This is a genomic window from Paenibacillus sp. RC84 (assembly GCF_041260495.1).
Classification (GTDB): domain Bacteria; phylum Bacillota; class Bacilli; order Paenibacillales; family NBRC-103111; genus Paenibacillus_F.
This window is the reverse complement of the sequence record NZ_JBGBYL010000002.1, coordinates 35,265-54,351: the sequence shown is the minus strand read 5'-3', so window position 1 is coordinate 54,351 and position 19,087 is coordinate 35,265. Positions and strand designations below refer to the sequence as shown.

General features: G+C 56.3%; 18 protein-coding genes. 2 read left to right on the top strand and 16 right to left on the bottom strand.

The genetic code is table 11. The annotated features are described in order from the left end of the window. Window positions 1–206 precede the first annotated feature (206 nt). Both ABH899_RS03980 and ABH899_RS03975 read right to left on the bottom strand, forming a co-directional pair. Entirely contained in the window at window positions 207–1,235 is a 1,029-nt protein-coding gene (locus ABH899_RS03980) for an HRDC domain-containing protein (protein ID WP_369994191.1), read from the bottom strand. A 159-nt stretch (window positions 1,236–1,394) separates the two neighbouring features. After that, window positions 1,395–2,273, bottom strand: a complete 879-nt coding sequence (locus ABH899_RS03975; protein ID WP_369994188.1) for a protein phosphatase 2C domain-containing protein — start codon at window positions 2,271–2,273, stop codon at window positions 1,395–1,397. 610 nt (window positions 2,274–2,883) lie between these two features. Between ABH899_RS03975 and ABH899_RS03970 the strand changes: the two genes are divergently transcribed. Continuing rightward, a complete protein-coding gene (locus ABH899_RS03970) occupies window positions 2,884–3,177 on the top strand; it encodes a DUF3055 domain-containing protein (RefSeq protein WP_009676133.1) in 294 nt (97 codons plus the stop codon). Between the two features lie 73 nt (window positions 3,178–3,250). Further along, complete coding sequence (locus tag ABH899_RS03965) at window positions 3,251–3,514, top strand: hypothetical protein (RefSeq protein WP_042229375.1); 264 nt, start codon at window positions 3,251–3,253, stop codon at window positions 3,512–3,514. Between the two features lie 142 nt (window positions 3,515–3,656). Here the strand turns inward: ABH899_RS03965 and ABH899_RS03960 are convergent, their stop codons facing one another. The 14 genes from ABH899_RS03960 to ABH899_RS03895 all read right to left on the bottom strand — a co-directional run bounded on the left by ABH899_RS03960 (window position 3,657) and on the right by ABH899_RS03895 (window position 18,946). Then, a complete protein-coding gene (locus ABH899_RS03960; RefSeq protein WP_009676075.1) occupies window positions 3,657–4,046 on the bottom strand; it encodes a DUF350 domain-containing protein in 390 nt (129 codons plus the stop codon). After that, on the bottom strand, window positions 4,043–4,717 hold the full coding sequence (locus tag ABH899_RS03955) for a signal peptide protein (protein WP_369994184.1): 675 nt from the start codon (window positions 4,715–4,717) through the stop codon (window positions 4,043–4,045). The genes ABH899_RS03960 and ABH899_RS03955 overlap by 4 nt, the downstream gene beginning before the upstream one ends. Beyond that, on the bottom strand, window positions 4,714–5,919 hold the full coding sequence (locus ABH899_RS03950) for a glutathionylspermidine synthase family protein (RefSeq protein ID WP_369994182.1): 1,206 nt from the start codon (window positions 5,917–5,919) through the stop codon (window positions 4,714–4,716). The genes ABH899_RS03955 and ABH899_RS03950 overlap by 4 nt, the downstream gene beginning before the upstream one ends. Beyond that, window positions 5,919–6,887 carry a hypothetical protein gene (locus ABH899_RS03945; protein ID WP_369994179.1) on the bottom strand — a complete coding sequence of 323 codons (969 nt, stop codon included), beginning with the start codon at window positions 6,885–6,887 and terminating at the stop codon, window positions 5,919–5,921. Before ABH899_RS03945 ends, ABH899_RS03950 begins: the two co-directional genes overlap by 1 nt. A gap of 25 nt (window positions 6,888–6,912) precedes the next feature. Next, window positions 6,913–7,128 (bottom strand): hypothetical protein, encoded by a 216-nt coding sequence (locus tag ABH899_RS03940; protein WP_369994177.1) that lies wholly within the window; start codon window positions 7,126–7,128, stop codon window positions 6,913–6,915. A 290-nt stretch (window positions 7,129–7,418) separates the two neighbouring features. Next, window positions 7,419–8,324: a 5'-3' exonuclease gene (locus ABH899_RS03935; protein WP_016423859.1), complete on the bottom strand. Its 906-nt coding sequence runs from the start codon at window positions 8,322–8,324 to the stop codon at window positions 7,419–7,421. Window positions 8,325–8,421: 97 nt separating this feature from the next. Next, window positions 8,422–11,694, bottom strand: coding sequence for a glycosyltransferase family 39 protein (locus ABH899_RS03930; protein ID WP_369994174.1), 3,273 nt, complete (start codon window positions 11,692–11,694; stop codon window positions 8,422–8,424). Window positions 11,695–11,917: 223 nt separating this feature from the next. Further along, window positions 11,918–13,090, bottom strand: a complete 1,173-nt coding sequence (locus ABH899_RS03925) for a DNA sulfur modification protein DndB (RefSeq protein WP_369994172.1) — start codon at window positions 13,088–13,090, stop codon at window positions 11,918–11,920. Then, complete coding sequence (locus ABH899_RS03920) at window positions 13,090–14,226, bottom strand: DNA sulfur modification protein DndB (protein WP_369994171.1); 1,137 nt, start codon at window positions 14,224–14,226, stop codon at window positions 13,090–13,092. Before ABH899_RS03920 ends, ABH899_RS03925 begins: the two co-directional genes overlap by 1 nt. A gap of 97 nt (window positions 14,227–14,323) precedes the next feature. After that, a complete protein-coding gene (locus tag ABH899_RS03915) occupies window positions 14,324–15,517 on the bottom strand; it encodes an aminotransferase class I/II-fold pyridoxal phosphate-dependent enzyme (protein ID WP_369994169.1) in 1,194 nt (397 codons plus the stop codon). A 30-nt stretch (window positions 15,518–15,547) separates the two neighbouring features. Then, on the bottom strand, window positions 15,548–16,621 hold the full coding sequence (locus ABH899_RS03910) for a site-2 protease family protein (protein WP_369994166.1): 1,074 nt from the start codon (window positions 16,619–16,621) through the stop codon (window positions 15,548–15,550). Window positions 16,622–16,669: 48 nt separating this feature from the next. Further along, window positions 16,670–17,026 (bottom strand): arsenate reductase family protein, encoded by a 357-nt coding sequence (locus ABH899_RS03905; RefSeq protein WP_009676101.1) that lies wholly within the window; start codon window positions 17,024–17,026, stop codon window positions 16,670–16,672. A 352-nt stretch (window positions 17,027–17,378) separates the two neighbouring features. Further along, on the bottom strand, window positions 17,379–18,380 hold the full coding sequence (locus ABH899_RS03900) for an RluA family pseudouridine synthase (RefSeq protein ID WP_369994164.1): 1,002 nt from the start codon (window positions 18,378–18,380) through the stop codon (window positions 17,379–17,381). Further along, window positions 18,377–18,946, bottom strand: a complete 570-nt coding sequence (locus ABH899_RS03895; protein ID WP_369994161.1) for a cob(I)yrinic acid a,c-diamide adenosyltransferase — start codon at window positions 18,944–18,946, stop codon at window positions 18,377–18,379. Before ABH899_RS03895 ends, ABH899_RS03900 begins: the two co-directional genes overlap by 4 nt. Window positions 18,947–19,087 lie beyond the last annotated feature (141 nt).

The following is a 19,087-nucleotide window of genomic DNA, read 5'->3' as shown; positions in this document are numbered from 1 at the left end:
TCACAATCTATACGTTCAAGTGTAGCAAAACCACCCTTTATTTACAATTGAACGGAGCCTCCAGACTGGTTACAAAAAGGTTAAGATTTAAGGAGAGGACCCCCGGACCTCGAGCCGGCATCCGCTGTTCTTTCTCTAATACAATGGACTTTCCGAAAAACAGGTCAGAGCGGCCTGTTTTTCGTTGTCTGTTTGCCGTATCACGGCTACCCGGCTTTTTGCCCGCCATCCCGTTCCTTCGCCGCTTCCTCTTTCCGCTTCCGTGTTTTGAATCTCAGCAGCCGCAGCCATTCATAGACGCCGTCGGCCGTCTGGGCATCAGGCAGCTGCTCCCCGTACAAGCCCTGGAGGATGGGCTTCAGATAGCGGTCGCCCATCTCGGCGAACAGGCGCTCCGCCTCGGCCAGCTGCTCGGAAGGCACTTTGGCAAGCTCGCTCTCGATGCCCGCGAGTACATCGTAGCCATCTCGCTCCAGCTCTTCGAGCAAGGCAACCAGCTCTCGGGAAGTAAACGAGAGCTCGGCCCGGAGCTGCGCCAGACTGCCGCCGCTTGCCATCGCTTCCAGAAGTCTGCGCTTGCCCGATTGTCTCGCAGCCTCCTTCTGTACCCGGCGTTCCATCTGCCGGTTCATCCAGGCTTCAAACTGCGAACGGTCTGTCGCGGCCGCGACCCAATCCAGCGGAAAATCCGTCTGGCGCTGCTTGTCTCTCGTGATCCGCAGGACATCGCCTCCGTATTTGGAAGCCCGATTTTGTCCGAAGCCTGGAATGTGAAGCAATTCTTCCAACGATTGCGGGCAAAATGCGGCGATCATCTGCAGCATTCGGTTGGATGCCAAAATAAACGGCGAGCGGCCTTCTTTGAAAGATTGTTCGCGTCTCCACGCTCTCAGCTCTTCATAGAGGGTCTCATCGGCATGAACCTCACCGTAGTATTGAAGAAGCTGCGTCATCTCCGCTTTGGCGGACAAACCCGCCTGCTCTTCCCCGATTCCCCGGAGCAGAGGCTTAAAACCTTCCGCCAGCTTTAATTGAAGCCCTTTCTTAATGGCACCGACAAGTTCCTCCCAAGAAATGCCTTCATACCAGATATCCTGGATCGGCTTGCCGTTGTCGTTCACTTCATTCCACATGGCCTGCCAGACTCCCGTCTTTTCCCCCGCAAAAAATTGAGCCTGCTTAACCTTCCCTTCTTCCACTTGTTTCTCCAAAGTCGTTAAATAAATGACGTTCATACCTTTCCTCCTCTATTTTGATTGTGAATAAGGCCCGGAAACGCAAAAAGCACCTCTCCTTATGCGTAATAAAACGCAAGTGGAGAGGTGCTTCCTCTGTGCACTGAGCTATATCCCATATTCTACCATACACGAACCGATTTTACAAGAATCTCTCTTTCAACGAACAGTCTTGCTATCCGATCGGCTTTCTTTGGAAAAAGAAAGTAAAATCCCGGTCTTGTCGTCCGAACGTTTGAAACGCTGCACGCTGCGGCATTCCGGATCGTCCTCCTCGAATGCCTCCAGCTCGTCCACATAAGCTTCCAGCCCGGCCCTGATTACCGCACGGACCCACTCCTCCGTGCTGTGCCGATGCTCTTCCCGCCACGGATAAATCCCGTCCGTGACGAGCAGCAGGTGCGCCAGCCCCGAGCGGGCGATATTCCCGCTCTCCAGGTGCCGGGCCAGCGCGTCATCGCCGTTGATGACGCTGTAGCCGCCGGGCCGGTTGGCGCGCCTGCGGTTTGCCCGCAGCGCTTCCGTCACTTCCGGCGGCTGGACCCTGCGCTCCCACTCGCCGGGATATTCCCGGCGCCAGAGCGCCAGTGCGCGTTCGTCGTGGGGCTCCACGGAGTCCCGCGTCACCGCGCGCACCACGCCGTCTTCGTAGACGGCGTAAACCATGCAGTCGCCTGATTGCACCCAGGCGACGCGGTCCTCGTCCACGCGCACAACGGCGTGGACGGCGCCCCACCGGCTGCCGGTGTCTTCGGAGCGCCCCTGCAGGCGCTCCATCTCCCCGTGCAGCCGCGCGTTGGCCTCGAGCGTGGTGCGCTCGAGATCGGCCCCGCCGGCGTCCGCAAAGCAGGACGCCACGAGCGCGGACGCGATATGGCCGGCGGTGCGGCCCAGCGCGTCCCGATACGGCGTCAGGCCCGAGACGCCGTCGATCACGCCGTACACGCCTTCTTCGGGCGCCAGAAGCAGCGCATCCTCGTTGCACACGCCTTGTCCCTGCCGGATAACACTCTCCACTTTGAATAAATGCGGCGACATACTGTTCCCTCTTTTCCAAACAACAAACTTTAGGATCGGTCCAATCCTCGAAGCCTGGACCTTTGTCGGGGTCTCGCCTCGTACCGGAGTCCGTTACGCCAGACCGTTGTCCGGTGTAGAATTGGTTTATAAACAAGATCGCTTTAGTGACTCATCCCCTTACACAAAAAAAGGAGGCAGCCCGCCATGACCAAAGCCACACAAGACCGCCGCGTTCAGAAAAGCGTACGTATCGTTCTTTCCATCCTTCTTCTGGGCTCCAAATCCGCCCATTTTCCCGAGAAACGATTGAGATACACCTGAGTTTTAGTTTTAAAACACTCTGCCATTCATATCTAACAACGAAACTTCCCGGTACGGGTATATAGTGCGCCCCCGCCGTCCGATTTTGCGGCCAGCTCGAATCTGTCCCGCTTGTTCCATTCCGCTTTTCGAAAATATACCGCTCGCCCTTATCATACCGCAAACGCTTGAACCCGGCAAAATTCTTTCCTTCAGACAACATTGAAAAACGAAATTATCTTTTTTCCCGTTTTCGTGACCCCTCTTGGACGCCGCGCCCCACTTCCGATATAATCGGGAGTATTAACCGGTAAATGGAGTGAACGTGATGTCCGAATTAGATTTTTTATATGACCATACCGAAGATACCTCGACCCGCTTTGTCTGCTTTGTTGGCTCGTCCCTGCACCGCTTCGATCTGGCGGTCACGAATACGAACCGTTTTTACGGCAAAAAAATGATCACCGACCTGCAATCCGGCAAAACCGCCATCATCGGTCCGGACGATTTGAATGAAGAAGGCTATCTCGAACACGTATATAAAATCTCCGAGGAAGAGGCCGAAGAGCTTCGCTCTTTCCTTTTCCAGATCGTGGGCACTGTCAATTTCACGGATATTTGAAGCCTCCTGGGGAGAAAATGGGAAAAGACCACCGGCAGCGCTTAATCAGGCCGCCTGATCAGGAGGATTTCCCATGGGTGATGAATTTTTAAAAGAAGAAAGCCGGGGCGCCGATCTGTCTACCGTCGAGTCCCAGCGAAACGATACGATCCCCGAAGAATTTCCGGAGGGTCCGTACGGCTCGTCCGTTCTAAGCGAATCGCTCGGCAAAAGCACTCCGTGGCGGGATGACCAGCGTCCAACGAACCGTTTCCGCTACGAAAACCGCGAGCTTCATTACGGTATCGAGCGGGATTATCCCGGCGACGATCAGTCGGAAGAAACGCCCGGACCTTAAGACGCTCGCACCTTACGAGCTCCCAGCGCGCGGTGCGGCTTGGCATGACGGTTGTCAATCGTGCTCCGTTCCAAGCAAAAATCCCCGCACCGGGCCTCCAAGGCTTCCGGTTGCGGGGATTGTTTTTTTCGAGCGAATGATCTTAAATAATCAAACTGCTCATGGAAAACGCGACGCCGACATAGATCGCGAACAGCATGATGCCTACCGCCACATTGCCGTCCTTAAGCTGCTCGGACAGTTTAATCCCTGGCGTCAGCAAGTCGAAAACGAAGTAGGTGAGAAGCAGGCAGACGTAACCGATCGCAAACCACATGGCCATATGAAAGATCGAGGAGTTCGTGTAAGCCGCAACGCCCAGAATAATGGCCGTTCCGAAAAATTTCCCGCCCAGGGCCAAGGCCACCGCCTTATTGCCTTTGCGGAGTTCCTCCATGTCGTTAAACGGCGTAATCCAGTTAAAAATGACCATCCCGATAATCTGTAAAGCCACGATAACGATAAAGCTGACTAAAATATTCAAGGCGATCATTCCGCCCACCCCCTGAACTTGGACATGGCCAAATCATAATTCGAGAAATCGTGCACTTCTTCGAGGACGATTTTCACGCGTTTCTTGTCTTTAATCGCCGTATAGCGCTCATCGGAAATCGGCTGTTTCACCTTGTGTCCCGACGGCATGGATACGACGGCGAAGTCCCGATGCTTATCGCCGTACTGCGTCTTGTAGACGCCGACGAGATCGACCTCGGTCTGAATTTCCGTTTTGAGCTGGCCCATGTCGGCCTTTGCTTCGCTTTCGGTTTTAAATGTTTTCAGAGGGGTCCATCCCGAAAGCTTGACATCGTTCTTCCCGTCCGCTCCGGTTTTCATTTCGGCGGTCATAAAGCTCATGACCCAAACCGAGTCTCCCGTAGCGAAATTACCGTCGTTCGGAAGCATGTCGTTGTTCGGTAGCAGCGTCATGTCTCCCCCGATCAGATCTCCTACTTTGGCCTGCTCGACTTTATAATCCCACGGAACTACGCTCGATTCGGTTGTAGCCCCGCCGGATGCGGTGGCACCCCCCGCGCCTTTCTTGTCGGAGCACGCGCCGATTAACCCGAAAACCAGAAGAAGGACAAGCGCCGAGAAAATCCCGATCGCGAGACGGCTCCGTTTTTTTCCCGTCCCGTATCTCCTGTTCATCGCAGGTCTGCTCATTTCTGTTCAACTCCTATCGCCACAAAATGACTCGCATTGCCGGTAATCAAACCTCCGGCACGGCCCAGCAGGCCGCACGGCTGTCCGTTGATGACAAACATTCCGGTAAGCAGCCGATATTCTCCACGGGTGAGTGAGATTTGAGGCAAATCCGCCCGGGCCTGATACACGTTCGTGAAAAGAGTGCTTGTATCGAAGCCGTCCTCATCCTGGATATCGATTTCGCCGGAAGCGCCGTACATCCGCACGGAGCCTCCTTCGCGGCCGAACATCGACTTGGACACGTAATTGCTTTCCAAAACCGGCTGATTGTAAGTCGGCAGCATATAACGCTCAATGATCCGGTGCTCTTCCGGCGTAAACAGAGGGGCCATCATCTCATGCAGGCCCCAAATGACGGCCTGCAGCCCCTTGGATTGCAGAATAATCGCGTGAAGAGGATTAAACAGCCGTAAATGGCCGTTCTCAATGGAGTACGCGAGAGCTTCTCCTCCGTCGTCCACACCCATCCACTCTTTCGGATAGAGGGCGAACATGCTCCGGATTTCCCGGTTCTCCCCGTCTTTGAGAATTCCTTCGTCCACCCACAGTTCCAGACAATCCACCGGACGAACTTCAAGTCCGCTGTGACGGATCAGCATATCGACAGTTCCCGAATCTTCCAAGTGTTTGCCGTAATCTATGCATGCGGCAGCCTCCGGCATCTCTTCCGACCAGGCGTGGCGGACGAGATCCGGCATTGCCGTATTGGGGCTGTGACCGCCGTACCGGCTGCACATCCACGGAGTGACAACGGATGCCTCCACGTAACCGGTCGGGGTATCGGCATTCAGCTCCAGAAGCTTGATATCCCCTTCCTGGGATACGCTGAAATCAAAGCGCGCATAGCGGCTGAGAAGTCCTTTCGGCCCAGGTTCCAGTCCATCCAAGCCGTCCCAAAGCACCTCCGGGATGCTCAGCATATCGTACAAATCTCGCCGGCCGATAACAAACCGGGCCCCTTTATCGAAAATGTCCCACAAGAGTCTCGACGCTTGGTTCAGCTCCTCGTAAACACCGCGGTTCATAAGCACAAGCTGGTCGATCCAGTATTGCTCCTGTTCCAGATCGGCCCATGTAAAACCCATCCGGCCCAGCTCGGCTACATAAGCCTTGCGGTCCTTATGCGGGTGCCCGAGTACCCTGAATGTCCGGCTGCCCATCAGCTTCCGCTGGAAGAGCTGCCCGACGAGCTGAATCCGCCCGACTTGCCGCCGATGCTGCCGGACGACGAGGACGAGGATTTGCTCGATGAACCGGAGGATACGGAGCCGGAAGAGCTAGAAGATCCCGATTTCGTGCTTGTAGAGCCGCTGCCGGAAGATCCCGTGCTCGACGAGCTTTTGGTCGAAGAAGATCCTGTAGTGGACGAGCTCTTACTTGAGTTGTTCCGGGAATTGATCGTCGATTTGCTGTTAAAAGCACCTGTTGTATTCGAAGTCTTCGGCTTAACCGTCGAATTCGCCGTTTGTTTATTCTGGAACTTCGTCGAATCGTACGTCGGCACCGAGTATGGCTTCTTCGTGCGGTAATCGTAAGACGGACGTGAGCTGGACCAGCCGCTCGACGAGTAAGAGCCGCCGCTGTTGAAGATCAGATGATACAGCATCAGGTCGGTCCAGTCGAGGCCGTGGTTGTACACGACCGGAGCGGCTGTGCCGACTCCCGCCCCCGTTCCGCCCGTACCTACGCCCGCGGAAGGGGTAGGAGTCGGGGTCGCTCCCGGTTTATCCAGCTGCTCCGGGAGCGGAATGCTCCAGTCCGCGCTCGGATCGAAATAGGTTTTGACATCCTCGTTGGACCATTCGATGATTTGCGGCTCGGCCGCTTTGCTCTCGGCGTAAACCGCCGGAACCAGCAGCAGGTTGGCCGCCAGCACGACGCCGAGCGACGTGTTCAGCACGCGAAGCGGTTTCGGGGTGCGCGTTCTGCGGGCGGCACGCGCTTCCGCCGCTTTAGCCTCCGCAGCCGCACGTGCGGCAAGCACCGCTTCGGGAGAGTCCGGTTCGGGCGCTCCCGCCGTATCCGCTGCAACCGCTTCCGCTGCGCATTCCCTCGTCGCCGCTTCAAGAGTTTCAGCCGCTTCCGTATCGTTAAGCCCACCTGCGTTGTTGTTCAGATTGTCGTTCATTGCAAGTCCCTCCAATTCTGACTTCTTACTCGATTGCTTTATTTATGGGCAGTACCAGTACTTCCAGCTTCTGATTTTCTACATCGAGTCTTCCTTCGATCATTTCGTACTCTTTGCCCCCAACATACAGAAAATTGGCATGCTCCATCATTGCCAGCATCGTCGCATTCCAATGACGCTCATCAATCGTCTTCAATTCGCCGTTTTCCAATTTTTCAATAATCAATACGTTAGCTTCCATCGTTTTCATCCTTTCAAAATGCGGTTAGGAAATTATCATGCTATTTCTAACGTTTGAGCGGCGATTTTGTTTCATTTTTTTCCGAAATGCTGTAAACAGTTCATTCCCTAACATACCAAAAACATGAAATGGTGGGAACCCTTTTGTGACATTTTAATAAGAGAAAAGGCGTAATTAACAATCAAAAAGCGATCCGCCGGCCGGAGCCGAACGAATCGCCTTTGAATTCCATAAGGGCCGGCAAGCCGGACTGCAGGCTCTATAGCGTTACACTTTCCCTTTCATTTCCCCTACAAAAAAGCCGGCTGGCCGACCAGTTTGGCCAATCCCTTGAACTCCAGTTCCTCGAACTTCGTGAGCACCCGCTCGTGATCGATGGCCCAGCAGCACTCCTCCAGCGCGCAGGCGACCGGAACCTTGAGGAAAATCGTCGCCAGCTCCCTGGACAGATGAAGCATATCGAGCTGCGCCTCGATCTTCGCCCGCACGCCTTTCGGAAGCTCGGACAGATTCTCGAGAATCCCTTCGATGGTGCCGTACTGCTGAATAAGCTTCAGCGCCGTTTTCTCTCCGATGCCTTTTACGCCCGGATAGTTGTCGCTGGTGTCGCCCATCAGCCCTTTCAGATCAATGATCTGGGCCGCTGACAGATTCCGCTCCTCCAGCAGCAGGTCCGGCGTGTAAACGGCGTAGTTGCCGTGGCCTTTTTTCATAATAACGACGCTTACGCTGTCGTCCACGAGCTGAAGCAGATCGTGGTCCCCGGTCAAGATGAACACATCCGCCGAATCTTTGTACGCATGTGCCAGCGTTCCGATGCAGTCGTCCGCTTCATAGCCGCTCATCCCTACATTCGGCACTCCGAAACTGTCCACCACTTCTTTGACGAGGTCAAATTGGGGAATCAGGTCTTCGGGCGCTGCGGCCCGGTTAGCCTTGTAATCCGTGAACTGCTCGGAACGGAACGTTTTGGCGCCCATATCCCAGCATACGATGACGTGCGTCGGCGAAAAGGTCTGGACGGCGTCCCAGAAATACCGCACGAAGCCGTACACGGCATTCGTCGGCACTCCCGCGCTCGTCCGTTTAATATATCCGGTCACAGCCGATGCGTAGTAAGCCCGGAACAGCAGGGCCATTCCGTCTACCAGCAGGACTGAAGGTCTGGTCTGTGTCACAAATATCTCTCCCATCATGGGCCGAACCCTGATTCTTCCCCTCTATTATATCACACGGGGGCAAGCCTTCCTTTACAAGAAACGGATGATAGGGTGAACAATTGTTTCCATGTCTTCAGAAAAAGCTCCAGCCCGGCAGCCAGCGCAGCCATCCGGTGTACGAATCATCCACGACAAGACCCGAAAGCAGGGGATAAAAGACGGCGAACAGCACGGCTGCGCCGGCCAGATACACGTAAATCCACCGTTTCAGCTTCGGCCTGGTCTCAATAAGATGCCGGAGGAAGAAGGTAATCATCAGAATCATAAACGGAACCATGGCGAAATAATGGTAAATAAATGTCAGCCTCGGCACAAGCATCCAGGGCAGATACTGGGATGCGTACGCAATCAGCAAGAACCGGAGCGGCTTGTTTTTCGTTTTAACGGCGGCCCACAGGGCAAGCAGGACGCAGATAAGCCCAGGCCACCAGACGAGCGGATTCCCGAAGGATACGATGCTCGACATGCTGCCCGGCGGAACGAACTCGCCTTTGTAGTACCAGATCGGCCTGAGCATCAGGGGCCATTCCCACCAGCTTGACGAGAACGGATGGGTCGCGACCAACCCGCTGTGATAACTGTACATATGCTGCTGGTACGTGACCACATCGGCAAGTCCGTGACCCGGACCCGGCACCAGCATAAACGGAATATAGGACGCCGCATAAATGGCGGCCGGAATAAGTACATAGAAGACCACGCAGAAAAGCAGAGTGTACACCGTATTCCGCGGGAATTTACGAACGATATGCCGCCACCGTTCCCGGTCCTCGTCGCTGCTCTCCGCGGTATGGAAACGCTCGAATACGCCCGGGATGCGCGGCTGTCCGGTTTCACCGGAAACGGCGGATACGCCTGACGCATCGGCTGCTCCCGCCGGTCCTCCCCCGCTCCATACCGTATCCGGCCCCTCCGCCGTGGATGCCTCACGGCTCCACTCGGCAAGACTGCGACGCGCCTGCCTGTACTCGCCGAACCGCTCCCAGAGCGACAGGGCGAGCAGTACGGCAAGACCGGCCCCGCCGTAGATCACAATCCACTTGGAGGCGGCGCCGATGCCGAACGTGACGCCCGCCAGCCCGAGCGGAAGCAGCGTTTTGCGAAGCGGTACGTCATAGAAGCTCAGCGTCGTATATCGGTACATGAAGGCAAACATCAGCATGATAAAAAATACGCCGTACACGTCGATGGTCGAAATCCGCGTTTGGGCAAAGTGCATAAAATCGACGGCGAACAGGAACGTCGCCATCGCCGCATACTCCGTCCGGCCGAATAAGCGCTTCGCCATCACATACATGAGCGGCAGCATCGCGACGCCGAACAGCGTGCCGACAATGCGCCAGCCGAACGGGTTCATTCCGAACAGGGCGATACCCGCCGAGATCAGAATTTTGCCCAGAGGCGGATGCGTGCTCTCGTAAGGCTCGATCCGGTGCAGATGCTCGTAAGCCGTCCGGGCGTGATAGATCTCGTCGAAATAAGTGCCGTCTTTATAGCCGGGAGCGGGCGGTACAATCGCCTGCTCATCGAATATTTTCCGGTGTTCCCCGGAATTTTGCGTATCGTCTCCCGGCAGAACGCTGACCGGCAGAGGTGTATCGGACGTTCCGTCGAAGAAGGCCGCCTCATGCAGGGCGAACCCGGTAGCGAGCGGCGTGATCTTCACATACCGGGCATCCCGTTCCGTCTTCACGACATTCCAGGTAAATACCTTGGTATAATCCGATTTCACGTCGATCGGCTCATTCCAGGTGACGCCGTCCAAGGAGAATTCAAACCGGAATTCGCCTTCTCCGGCGCCGGCAAAATCTTGGATGCGCGTCAGATGCTTCGTCGCGCCGAGATCGGCGACGACGGCCTCCGTCTGACTCGCAGGCTTCCAGAACGTCTGGGGCGCGTCGAACGACCCCAGGTTGACCAGCGCGATCACCGCGTAGACCACGGTGATTCCACCCATCAGCCAGCCGTCCTTCTTCGTCAGAAGCGGCTGTCTGGCGGCCACGGCTCCGTCCCGGTCCCACACGACGGAACCGCGGTTCATGACGCCGGCGAAGAGACCTTTCCCGGCGTCGGCGCTGCCTTGAGGCCGGGTGTCCGTTCCGGCGGATTTCTTCGCCCATGTGCGCGCAGCCTGCCACGCCATCACGAACAGAATCACGTTCAGCAGGGACACCAGGAGGAGAACCGGATCGTGTTTAGGGATGTGGAATACCCCCTTCGCGCTTTTCCAGAGCACATAGCCCACATTCGCGAAATGCGTCACGGAAAAACCGGCGAACAGCACAAGCAGCCTGCGGTCCTTCGACCGCAAATATGCGGCCAGCAGCAGGAGCAGCCCGTAGAATAAATACCGTTCGTGCATTTTGGTCATCAGCATAAACGCGCTTGCGGCGAACAGGAACCCCGCGTACAGGCCCGCGCCCTTCCTGCCCATGTTTTTGGCAAAAAACGCTAGAACGAACAGGAGCGACAGCGCAAACAACAGTGTGCCCCAAGCCCCGTAGGTCAAAGAGAAGAGGCGGCCGTCAACAGACTCGAAATTGCCGCCGAGCAGCGCCAGCAGGTTGAAGGCATTCAGCGAAGCGTACGGATAGGAAGCCAGCGTGCCGAAATACAGCTTGGGCAGCCAAAGCGGCTCCATCTTCCAGGCGAAAGGCAGGGCCGGCAGCAGAAAGGCAGCCGCTCCGGCTGCTGCGCTGACCGCAAGCTCCCGCCCGAATCCTTTCTGCCGGACCCGCCAGAGCAGAGCCAGCAGGAAGAACGGACCGAACAGCAGGCCCTGCGGTTTAAGCAGAACCGCCAGTCCCAGGTAAACCGCCGCTGCCGGGAACTTTTTGTCTTCCACGCGCAGAAGGGACAGAAGAACGAAAAGCATAAACAGCGAATCGACCTGGCCCCAGGCCGCCGAATTGATCCATACGGCCGGATTCAGCATATACAGCGAAGCCAGCACGGCGGCCTGCCGTACATTTACGGAACGCAGAGCCAGCCGGTACAGAAGAACCGAAGCCAGCAGATCCGCCAGCATTGGAGGTGTTTTCAGCAGGACCAGAGACAGACCCGTTCCCCATTCGATTCCGAACAGATGATGGGCGGCGCCGATAAGGTACAGGATATACATATACCCCGGCGGGTAATCCAGAAAATAGCCCGGATCGGTATAAAGATTTCCGAACCCGACCGTAAACGCCCGATCCGCCCACGCCATAAACGTGCGCACATCGGCTTCGTAGCCAAAAACATTCGGAGCCACGAGAAAGCGGATGAGAACGGCTGCCGCCAGCGCCAAAGCGAACATAGCGTGCCGAACATTCGCCTCCTTGGGCATCGTTTCCCCGATTTGCATGCGTTCACTCCTTTACAGCTTTGTAAAATCCAGCGTATTTCTTCCTATTATGGAGGAACGGTCCCTTGGTTGGCAAACACATTTACCTTCGGCGCTTTCACGCCCCCTGACGACGCCGCACCTCCTGTACCGGCCTCCGCCCGCAAGCATACAAAAAAACCGGATCTTGGAACATCGCCCCGTTCGGGCAGACGTCTTCCAATCCGGTTGTTCGTTTGTTCGATTAAGCCAGCGAAGCCGATTTTAATCCGTCCGGCTCAATGCCTTCCAGGAAAAAGCTCACGAGCTTGCCGTGCTTGCGCAGAGATTTTTCATGAATGAGATTTAATTTGCCGTTATCGAGCGAGCCGAAAATATAGACCAGCTCCTCATTGCCGTGCGTCCAGTCGAAGCCTTCGAGAATCCGCAGGCACGACGTCCAGTCCGGGTTGTACACTCCGTCCCGGAACAGGAACTGGTTGGCATACAGCGCAATGCTTTCCTGCATAACCCGATTGGCGGAAGTGACCTGGACAAGCCCGGGCTGCTCCGGCATCATCGGCAGAATCGTGTTATAGAACTGGTGCAAAATTTCCACGTACGTGGCCGTTTCCTTGCGGATTTTGCGCTGCAGCTCGTAAGACGACTGCATTTTGCCCGAAAAGAGCATGACCGCCGTCGAATACATCCACGACAGACACGTGAAATTCCGGTTGAAAGCCGTCAAATTGCTGCGCTTCTCCACGCCGGCCTCTTTCAGCAGCATGTTATGGTCGACAACCTGCTGGATCACGAGATTAAGCGGATCGACGGAGTCGAACGAATGCCCGAGCTCTTTGCTCACCAACTGCACCTTCGAGTTGATGTCCCCGAAAAGCTGCTGCTCTTCCACCTCGTTAAGCCCGATGTAAATTTGTACGGCCAGCTCGCTTTCCATCAGCCCCAGCCGCCGGGCTTCCATCTGCTCCAACAGACCGCTTACCTGAGCGATTTCGTCGGCCAGCTCCCGGTTGTCCGTTTCTTTGCGGTGCCGAACTCGCAGGGAAGCCAGCTTGCGCTCGGTGCGCTTCACTTCCTTCTGCATCTGTTCATTGACAAACCCCAGAGCCAGAATCCGGTGCTGCCCGTCGATTATACTTAGCTTGGACCCGTGCCTCAGATACAGCTCCTCGCTCGTGCGGGTAAGCTGGCTCACATCGCGAAGCGACAGCGTTACCGGGCCGAAAAAGACCTGGTCGAGCTCGCGCTCCTGGAGATAATTCGAGATTTTACGGCGCTGCATCTTGCTCAGCTTGCGCTGTACAATCGCATCAATCATCGTATAGTTGAGCAGATCCTGCACTTTAAGGGCCACAGTCGCGAGACCGAAGCGCTCGCAGAACGGGTGAATCGTCATTCGCAGGCATAATCCATCCATCAGCCGACATCCTCCTTATCGCTGATCAGGAACAGATGCTGCTCCTGGTAGAACGAGCGGATATATTGATAAGCCTTCATAATCCGCGAACGGCGCGGAAGCCGATCCTTCTCGTCTCCGCTGAAAATCGCGTTCCAGTCGATGTGAGGCAGGATCTTCGTCGCGTATTCCAGCGCGTAGCGGTTGAACTTCGCGCTTTTGGTCGCTTCCTCGTGAAAGAAGAGCGCAAGCGCGATTTGAATGTTCTCCGACCAGGCGGGCTCGCCCTTTACCGGCTCCGGCAAATATTTCAGCAGCTGCTGGAAGTAGAAGGAACTGATCGACAGATGATCCGTTACCTCCTCTTCCTCATAATGGTAGCCGTTATTGCGGGCGCCGGACTTCATCCGCCCTTCGAACAGAGCCACCAGAATTTCGATCAGAAGGTGATACGTGAACAGGAATTCCGGCGCTTTTCCCCGCTCGGAAAACATATCGACCGGAATGTGCTGCATCACCGGAGCCTTCTCTACGAGCTGCGAGGCGGTCACGTGATAGAAGCGGCGCTGGTCCCGGAGAACGGCCAGATTTCCGCCGATTTTGCGCGGAAGCTTGTTAATGTCCGAGAACAGCTGGCGTTCCTGGCGCGCGTCGATGTCCAGATAGATCATCGTTGAGACCGGAAATGCGTACAGACGGCTCAGTTTTTCCGTGATTACTTCCATCCGGTCGTATTCCCTGCGGTCTTTGGCGCGCGCCATCTGGCTTTGAAGCGTTTCCATCAAACGCTGGAAGGCCGCCAGCCTGTGCTGCCCGTCGACGACATACAACTTTTCAATCGGCTGCAGTTGGAACACGCGCTTCTCGGAATCGTAGCTTCCGGCCCCTCTTGCGGAGAAAATAACACCCGGGAAATAAATCGGCTGATGATTATCCAGATAAAGCGAAACATAATCCATCAGCTTGCTGAGATTGCGCGGAATGATAGCACGCTGAACTTCCAGATCCACCTCGTAAATAGAAAAAAGCTTGCTAATAGGCAAAGTTGTCGAAAGCGTCGCTTGTCCAAAAGTTTGGCCGAGCACACCCGGAATTTCCACAAGGGAAGAAGGCTTCTGTTGGGACAGCAGCTCGGACAGCGAAAAGATAGAATCCATAAATTAACTCCTTTCAACCCTGTTTCGTAGAGGAACCTCTATTACTTTACTCATTCTTGGCATATTTTCCTTCTTTAAAACGGGTTGTTTGGAAAATTTATGTATTTCTCTCTCCTTCGCTAACCGACTGCCATATTTCGCCGATTCTAGACACGGCTTCCCGAAGGCGTTCTTCCGGCTGGACAAGCGCTAGGCGGACATAGCCTTCACCCTCCGCCCCGAAAGCGTCTCCGGGGATCATCGCTACTCCCGCACGGTCCAATATTTCCCGAGAAATATGTCGGGAAGTCCATCCTTTCGGAATCCTCGCCCAGACGAACATCGTCGCTTTAGGCCGGGGGACATGCCAGCCGATGCGGCGCAGGCCGTCCACGAGCGCATCCCGTCTCCGTTCGTATACCGCTGAAATGGAGGACGGGAACGACGTCTCCTCCTCCAGTGCAACGACGGCAGCCTGCTGGACAGGCAGGAAGACGCCGTAGTCGATGTTGGACTTCAACCTGCGCAGAGCGTCCACCGCTTCCGCATTACCGGCCAGAAAGGCGATCCGGCAGCCGGCCATATTGAAACTTTTGGACAAGGAATGAAATTCCACCGTTCTCTTCTTCGCACCTTCCAGCTCAAGAATGCTCATCGGTTTGTAGCCGCCATACGCAAGCTCCGAATATGCCAGGTCGTGCACGATCAAAAGATCGTAACGCTCCGCAAAGGCGAGCGCTTTCTCGTAAAAGGCCCGGTCCGCCGCCTCGGGGATCGGATTGCCGGGATAGCTCAGCAGCAGGAAGGAAGCCTTCTCCGCCGTTTCCGGAGGGATGCTCTCCAACTGCGGAAGAAACCCGTTCGATTCCCTTAAAGGCATCAGAACGGGTTGAACGCCGGCCAGAACGAGGCTGGCCGCATAAATGGGATAGCCGGGATCGGGCACGAGCGCCGTATCTCCGGGATTGCACAGAGCCATCGCCAGATGGGCCAATCCGTCCTGCGATCCCATCAGGGCCAGCACCTCGCGCTGCGGGTCGAGCGTAACCCCGAACCGCCGGTTCATCCAGCCCGCGGCCGCCCTGCGGAATTCGGGCGTTCCCTCAGAGCCCGGATAGCCGTAGGCCTGCGGATTCTTCACGGCCTCCGCCAGGGCCTCGATGACACGCGGAGAAGGCGGAAGGTCGGGACTTCCGATTCCAAGGTCGATGACATCGACGCCGCGTTCCTCCGCCTCCCTCCTCCACTGGGCGACCTCGGCGAAAATCGCCGACCCCAGACTGCCTAATCTTGTCGAGCCGTATGCTTTCATCCGGAACGTTTCCCCCTTGAATCGACTTGTTTAATAAGCGGCCGCGGGCAGTACCCGGTGGACCCAGTTCATCATGGCCAGCAGATACACGGCGAGTGCGAAATAAGCCGCGCCGAACTTCCAGCGTGAAGCCGTGGGAACCTCGTAATAGGCATCGTTCTCGAACGGCTCCAGTTCGACATCGAAGTGCAGCACCAGATGCAGGCCGTCTTCACGCGTAACCCGTTCGATTTTAACCACTTGGACACGGTGAACCACTGCCTGCCGGGGCAGGGCGAATTTCGTTTCGAACTCGATCGCGTCCCAAGAGGTATGCACCATTTGCACACCTGCTTCATCTCCGCTCAGCTCGGAGTAGGTCGTAAAAGCAAGATCGCGCCGGTGATCCTCTCCCGGAATCATATACCCGTGCGCCAGCAAATGGTGGGCCGTCATGTCAAAACGCGGCTGAAAATGCATAAGCTGAGGCTTGTCGCGGAATTTGACGAATTTTTTGTATAAATCCCAAGCGAACAAAGCCCAGATGATCAGGAACAGGAAGCTTCGCAAATAAAGGATAACGGCCAGTCCACCGATCAGACCGACGAGCCACAGCCAGCGGGTCACAGCGGTCGAAATACGCCCCCCGTCCAGCGGATGGATCGGAAGAAGGTTGAGCAGGTTCAGAAAAAATCCGGTGTACGCGATCGAGATCAGCAGGTTGGAGTCGGTGTACACGCCCAGGGCAAATGCCGCCGTAGCTCCGATCGTTCCGAGCAGCGGTCCTCCGTAGGCGATGTAGGCTTCCGTAACGGCATCCCTGGGATTACGCTTCATGGTAATCAGCGCACCCAGAAACGGAATGAAAAGAGGCGCCGTGACCGGAAGCCCTTTTTGCTTGGCCGCGAGCACGTGACCGATTTCATGGATAAAAATCATCGCTACCAGCCCGATAGCGAACGGCAGCGGAGCAATGATCGCATAACTGGCGATCGTAATCGCGATCGAAATAATCGTCGCCCCGAATTTTCCGAACTTTCCGAATTTCAGCAGAAAAGCCCCGATGGCTCCAAGAACCCAGAGCGGATTTTTTTTAGATGATTTGGACGATTGCTTTTCCGGCAATTCTGTCACCCCTTTCCGGAAACGGACGGTCCCAGAGGGACTTCTCCGTTACCCCCATGCCTTCTCGAAGTCGGCTTCCTTAAAACCTACGGTAACCCTGCTGCCGTCCGTTACGATCGGCCGTTTGAGCAATTTGCCGTTGGATGCAAGCAGGGCCAGCTGCTCGTCCTCCGTCATGCTTCCGAGCTTGTCTTTCAGTCCCAGCTCCCTGTATACTTCTCCGCCGGTATTGAAAAACTTTTTGAGCTCCAGGCCGCTGTTGCGGACAAGTACGCGGATTTCCTCCGCGGTCGGCGGCTGCTCCATAATCGGAACGGTTACCGGATCAAGCCCTTTGGCGCGCAGCCATTTCAGGGCGCTGCGGCACGTGCTGCATTTGCTGTATTCATAAATCGTTACGGACATAAAATGACTTCCTTTCATGGGACAATGGTAGCTAACGGTCTGCGGTTCGCGTACCCGAAAAAAACCTCCGCTGCCGATGCGGCGGGGAGGCTGGTTTTAAAAAAATCTCGGCCTGCTTGCCGTATGCTTTATACGCAGGGCTGCCGAAAAAGTTCCACCGGGCGGCCATGCGCGCAGGCGGCTCGTGACTGGTGGTCGGCAAAGCCTGTGGCGATAAGCGGCGGAGCGCCTGCTTCCGTATGTCGTAACCGGCAGGCATAGTCCTGCCGGCGCGCGGCCGGGTGCAGGCGAGATTGAGACCCGCAGCAGCTTAAGCACGCACCAGGCAGCACAGCCCGCTGACGCGGAGACCCTACCGGCAGGCGTCGAGCACCGCCTGCATGTCCGCCGGCAGCGGAGCGGTGAACTCCACCGGCTCCCGCGTGCCCGGGTGGACGAAGCCCAGCCGGTACGCGTGCAGCGCCTGCCGGGCGAGCGCCGGGACCGCCTCGCCGTCTACTGCCGGGGACGGGACGGCGGAGGGCGCTCCCGGCACGCCGTCGGCACAGTCCGCTCCGGCAGCGAAGTCCGCTGCGGCGGCGAAGTCCGGGCCGTACATCTTGTCACCGAGGAGAGGGTGCCCGAGGTGCTTCATATGGACGCGGATTTGATGCGTCCGCCCGGTTTCCAGCATCAGCCGCACCAGAGTGATCCCGTCGTAGCGCCGCACCGTCTCGTAATGCGTGACGGCGCGGTAACCGGACGGCGTCACGATGCGGACGTGCGGCTGCTCCGGGTCGCGGTCGATCGGAGCGTCGATCGTACCCCGGTCCTCCACTACCGTGCCGTGCACAATGGCCAGGTACTCCTTCGTTATGCTGTGAGCGATCATCTGCTCCGAAATCTGCTGGTGCACATACGGATTTTTCGCAATCGCAAGCACGCCCGAGGTTTCCTGGTCCAGCCGGTGAACCGGCCGGAAGCGGACGTTTTCCCCCCGCTCTTTCCAGTGATGCACGGCGGCGTTGGCCACCGTGTTCAAATAATGCCCGTGCGTCGGATGCACGATCATCCCGGACTCTTTATTGACGATGAGCAGGTACTCGTCCTCATACAAAATTTCAAGCGGGAGGTCTTGAGGCAAAATATCCTCCGACTCTTCCTCCTGCATCCGGATTTCGATCACATCTCCGCTGTTCACTTTGATGCTGATATATTCGCGCTTGCCGTTGACGGTAATCCCCTGTTCCGTCAGCTTGAGCCTGGAGAGCAGTTTCCGCGAGAGACCCATCCGGTTCTGCAAAATCGTTTTCAGATAGAAACCCTCCTCATCGGGAGGAACCACATACGTTAAAGGACTGTAATAATTTATCATTTTTTCCGGCGGAACACCTCGCCGCTGCGGACGTACTCCACATCCGTCTGACCTTCCCTGAAGTTGGCCGTGCGGGCAATCGTGAAGAAGAGATCCGACAGGCGGTTCAGGTAACGGCGTACCTCCACGTTGATCTCCTGGGTGCGGGCCAGCGTCACGACGCGTCTTTCGGCACGGCGGCATACCGTCCGGCAGATGTGGAGCGCAGCGGAACTCCGGCTTCCCCCCGGCAGAATGAACCGTGTAATATCGGGCGTTTCGGCATCGTATTTATCGATCCACGTCTCCAGATTGTCCACCATCTCCGCCGTCACTTTAAAAGGCCGCAGCTCCGTTTTGAGCAGAGCCAAATCCGAGCCGCAGTCAAACAGCTCATGCTGGACCGTAAGCAGGTCTTCCAGCAGGTCGGCAAACTTCTCAGGGTCCATAAAACTCATCGCCTGCCCCAGATAACAGTTCAGCTCGTCTACCGTTCCGTACGCTTCCACCCGTTCGTCGTCTTTATCGACACGTCCGCCGATGACACCCGTTTTGCCGGCGTCCCCTGTTCTCGTATAAATTTTCACCTGTATTCCTCCCGCTCACGCCAAATATCTTTCTTATATTCAGGGTAAAAAATCAACATCGCCCGTTCGCTTCATCAGCTCCGAAAGGCTCTTTTTCTTATCATAGCTTCCCCGGACAGGCAGTGCAAATGGATTCGGTCC

Bases quoted from the DNA above. Each gene is read 5' to 3' on its own strand.
- ABH899_RS03980 (WP_369994191.1), bottom strand. From the start codon at position 1,235: ATGAACGTCATTTATTTAACGACTTTGGAGAAACAAGTGGAAGAAGGG.
- ABH899_RS03975 (WP_369994188.1), bottom strand. From the start codon at position 2,273: ATGTCGCCGCATTTATTCAAAGTGGAGAGTGTTATCCGGCAGGGACAA.
- ABH899_RS03970 (WP_009676133.1), top strand. From the start codon at position 2,884: ATGTCCGAATTAGATTTTTTATATGACCATACCGAAGATACCTCGACC.
- ABH899_RS03965 (WP_042229375.1), top strand. From the start codon at position 3,251: ATGGGTGATGAATTTTTAAAAGAAGAAAGCCGGGGCGCCGATCTGTCT.
- ABH899_RS03960 (WP_009676075.1), bottom strand. From the start codon at position 4,046: ATGATCGCCTTGAATATTTTAGTCAGCTTTATCGTTATCGTGGCTTTA.
- ABH899_RS03955 (WP_369994184.1), bottom strand. From the start codon at position 4,717: ATGAGCAGACCTGCGATGAACAGGAGATACGGGACGGGAAAAAAACGG.
- ABH899_RS03950 (WP_369994182.1), bottom strand. From the start codon at position 5,919: ATGGGCAGCCGGACATTCAGGGTACTCGGGCACCCGCATAAGGACCGC.
- ABH899_RS03945 (WP_369994179.1), bottom strand. From the start codon at position 6,887: ATGAACGACAATCTGAACAACAACGCAGGTGGGCTTAACGATACGGAA.
- ABH899_RS03940 (WP_369994177.1), bottom strand. From the start codon at position 7,128: ATGGAAGCTAACGTATTGATTATTGAAAAATTGGAAAACGGCGAATTG.
- ABH899_RS03935 (WP_016423859.1), bottom strand. From the start codon at position 8,324: ATGATGGGAGAGATATTTGTGACACAGACCAGACCTTCAGTCCTGCTG.
- ABH899_RS03930 (WP_369994174.1), bottom strand. From the start codon at position 11,694: ATGCAAATCGGGGAAACGATGCCCAAGGAGGCGAATGTTCGGCACGCT.
- ABH899_RS03925 (WP_369994172.1), bottom strand. From the start codon at position 13,090: ATGGATGGATTATGCCTGCGAATGACGATTCACCCGTTCTGCGAGCGC.
- ABH899_RS03920 (WP_369994171.1), bottom strand. From the start codon at position 14,226: ATGGATTCTATCTTTTCGCTGTCCGAGCTGCTGTCCCAACAGAAGCCT.
- ABH899_RS03915 (WP_369994169.1), bottom strand. From the start codon at position 15,517: ATGAAAGCATACGGCTCGACAAGATTAGGCAGTCTGGGGTCGGCGATT.
- ABH899_RS03905 (WP_009676101.1), bottom strand. From the start codon at position 17,026: ATGTCCGTAACGATTTATGAATACAGCAAATGCAGCACGTGCCGCAGC.
- ABH899_RS03900 (WP_369994164.1), bottom strand. From the start codon at position 18,380: ATGATAAATTATTACAGTCCTTTAACGTATGTGGTTCCTCCCGATGAG.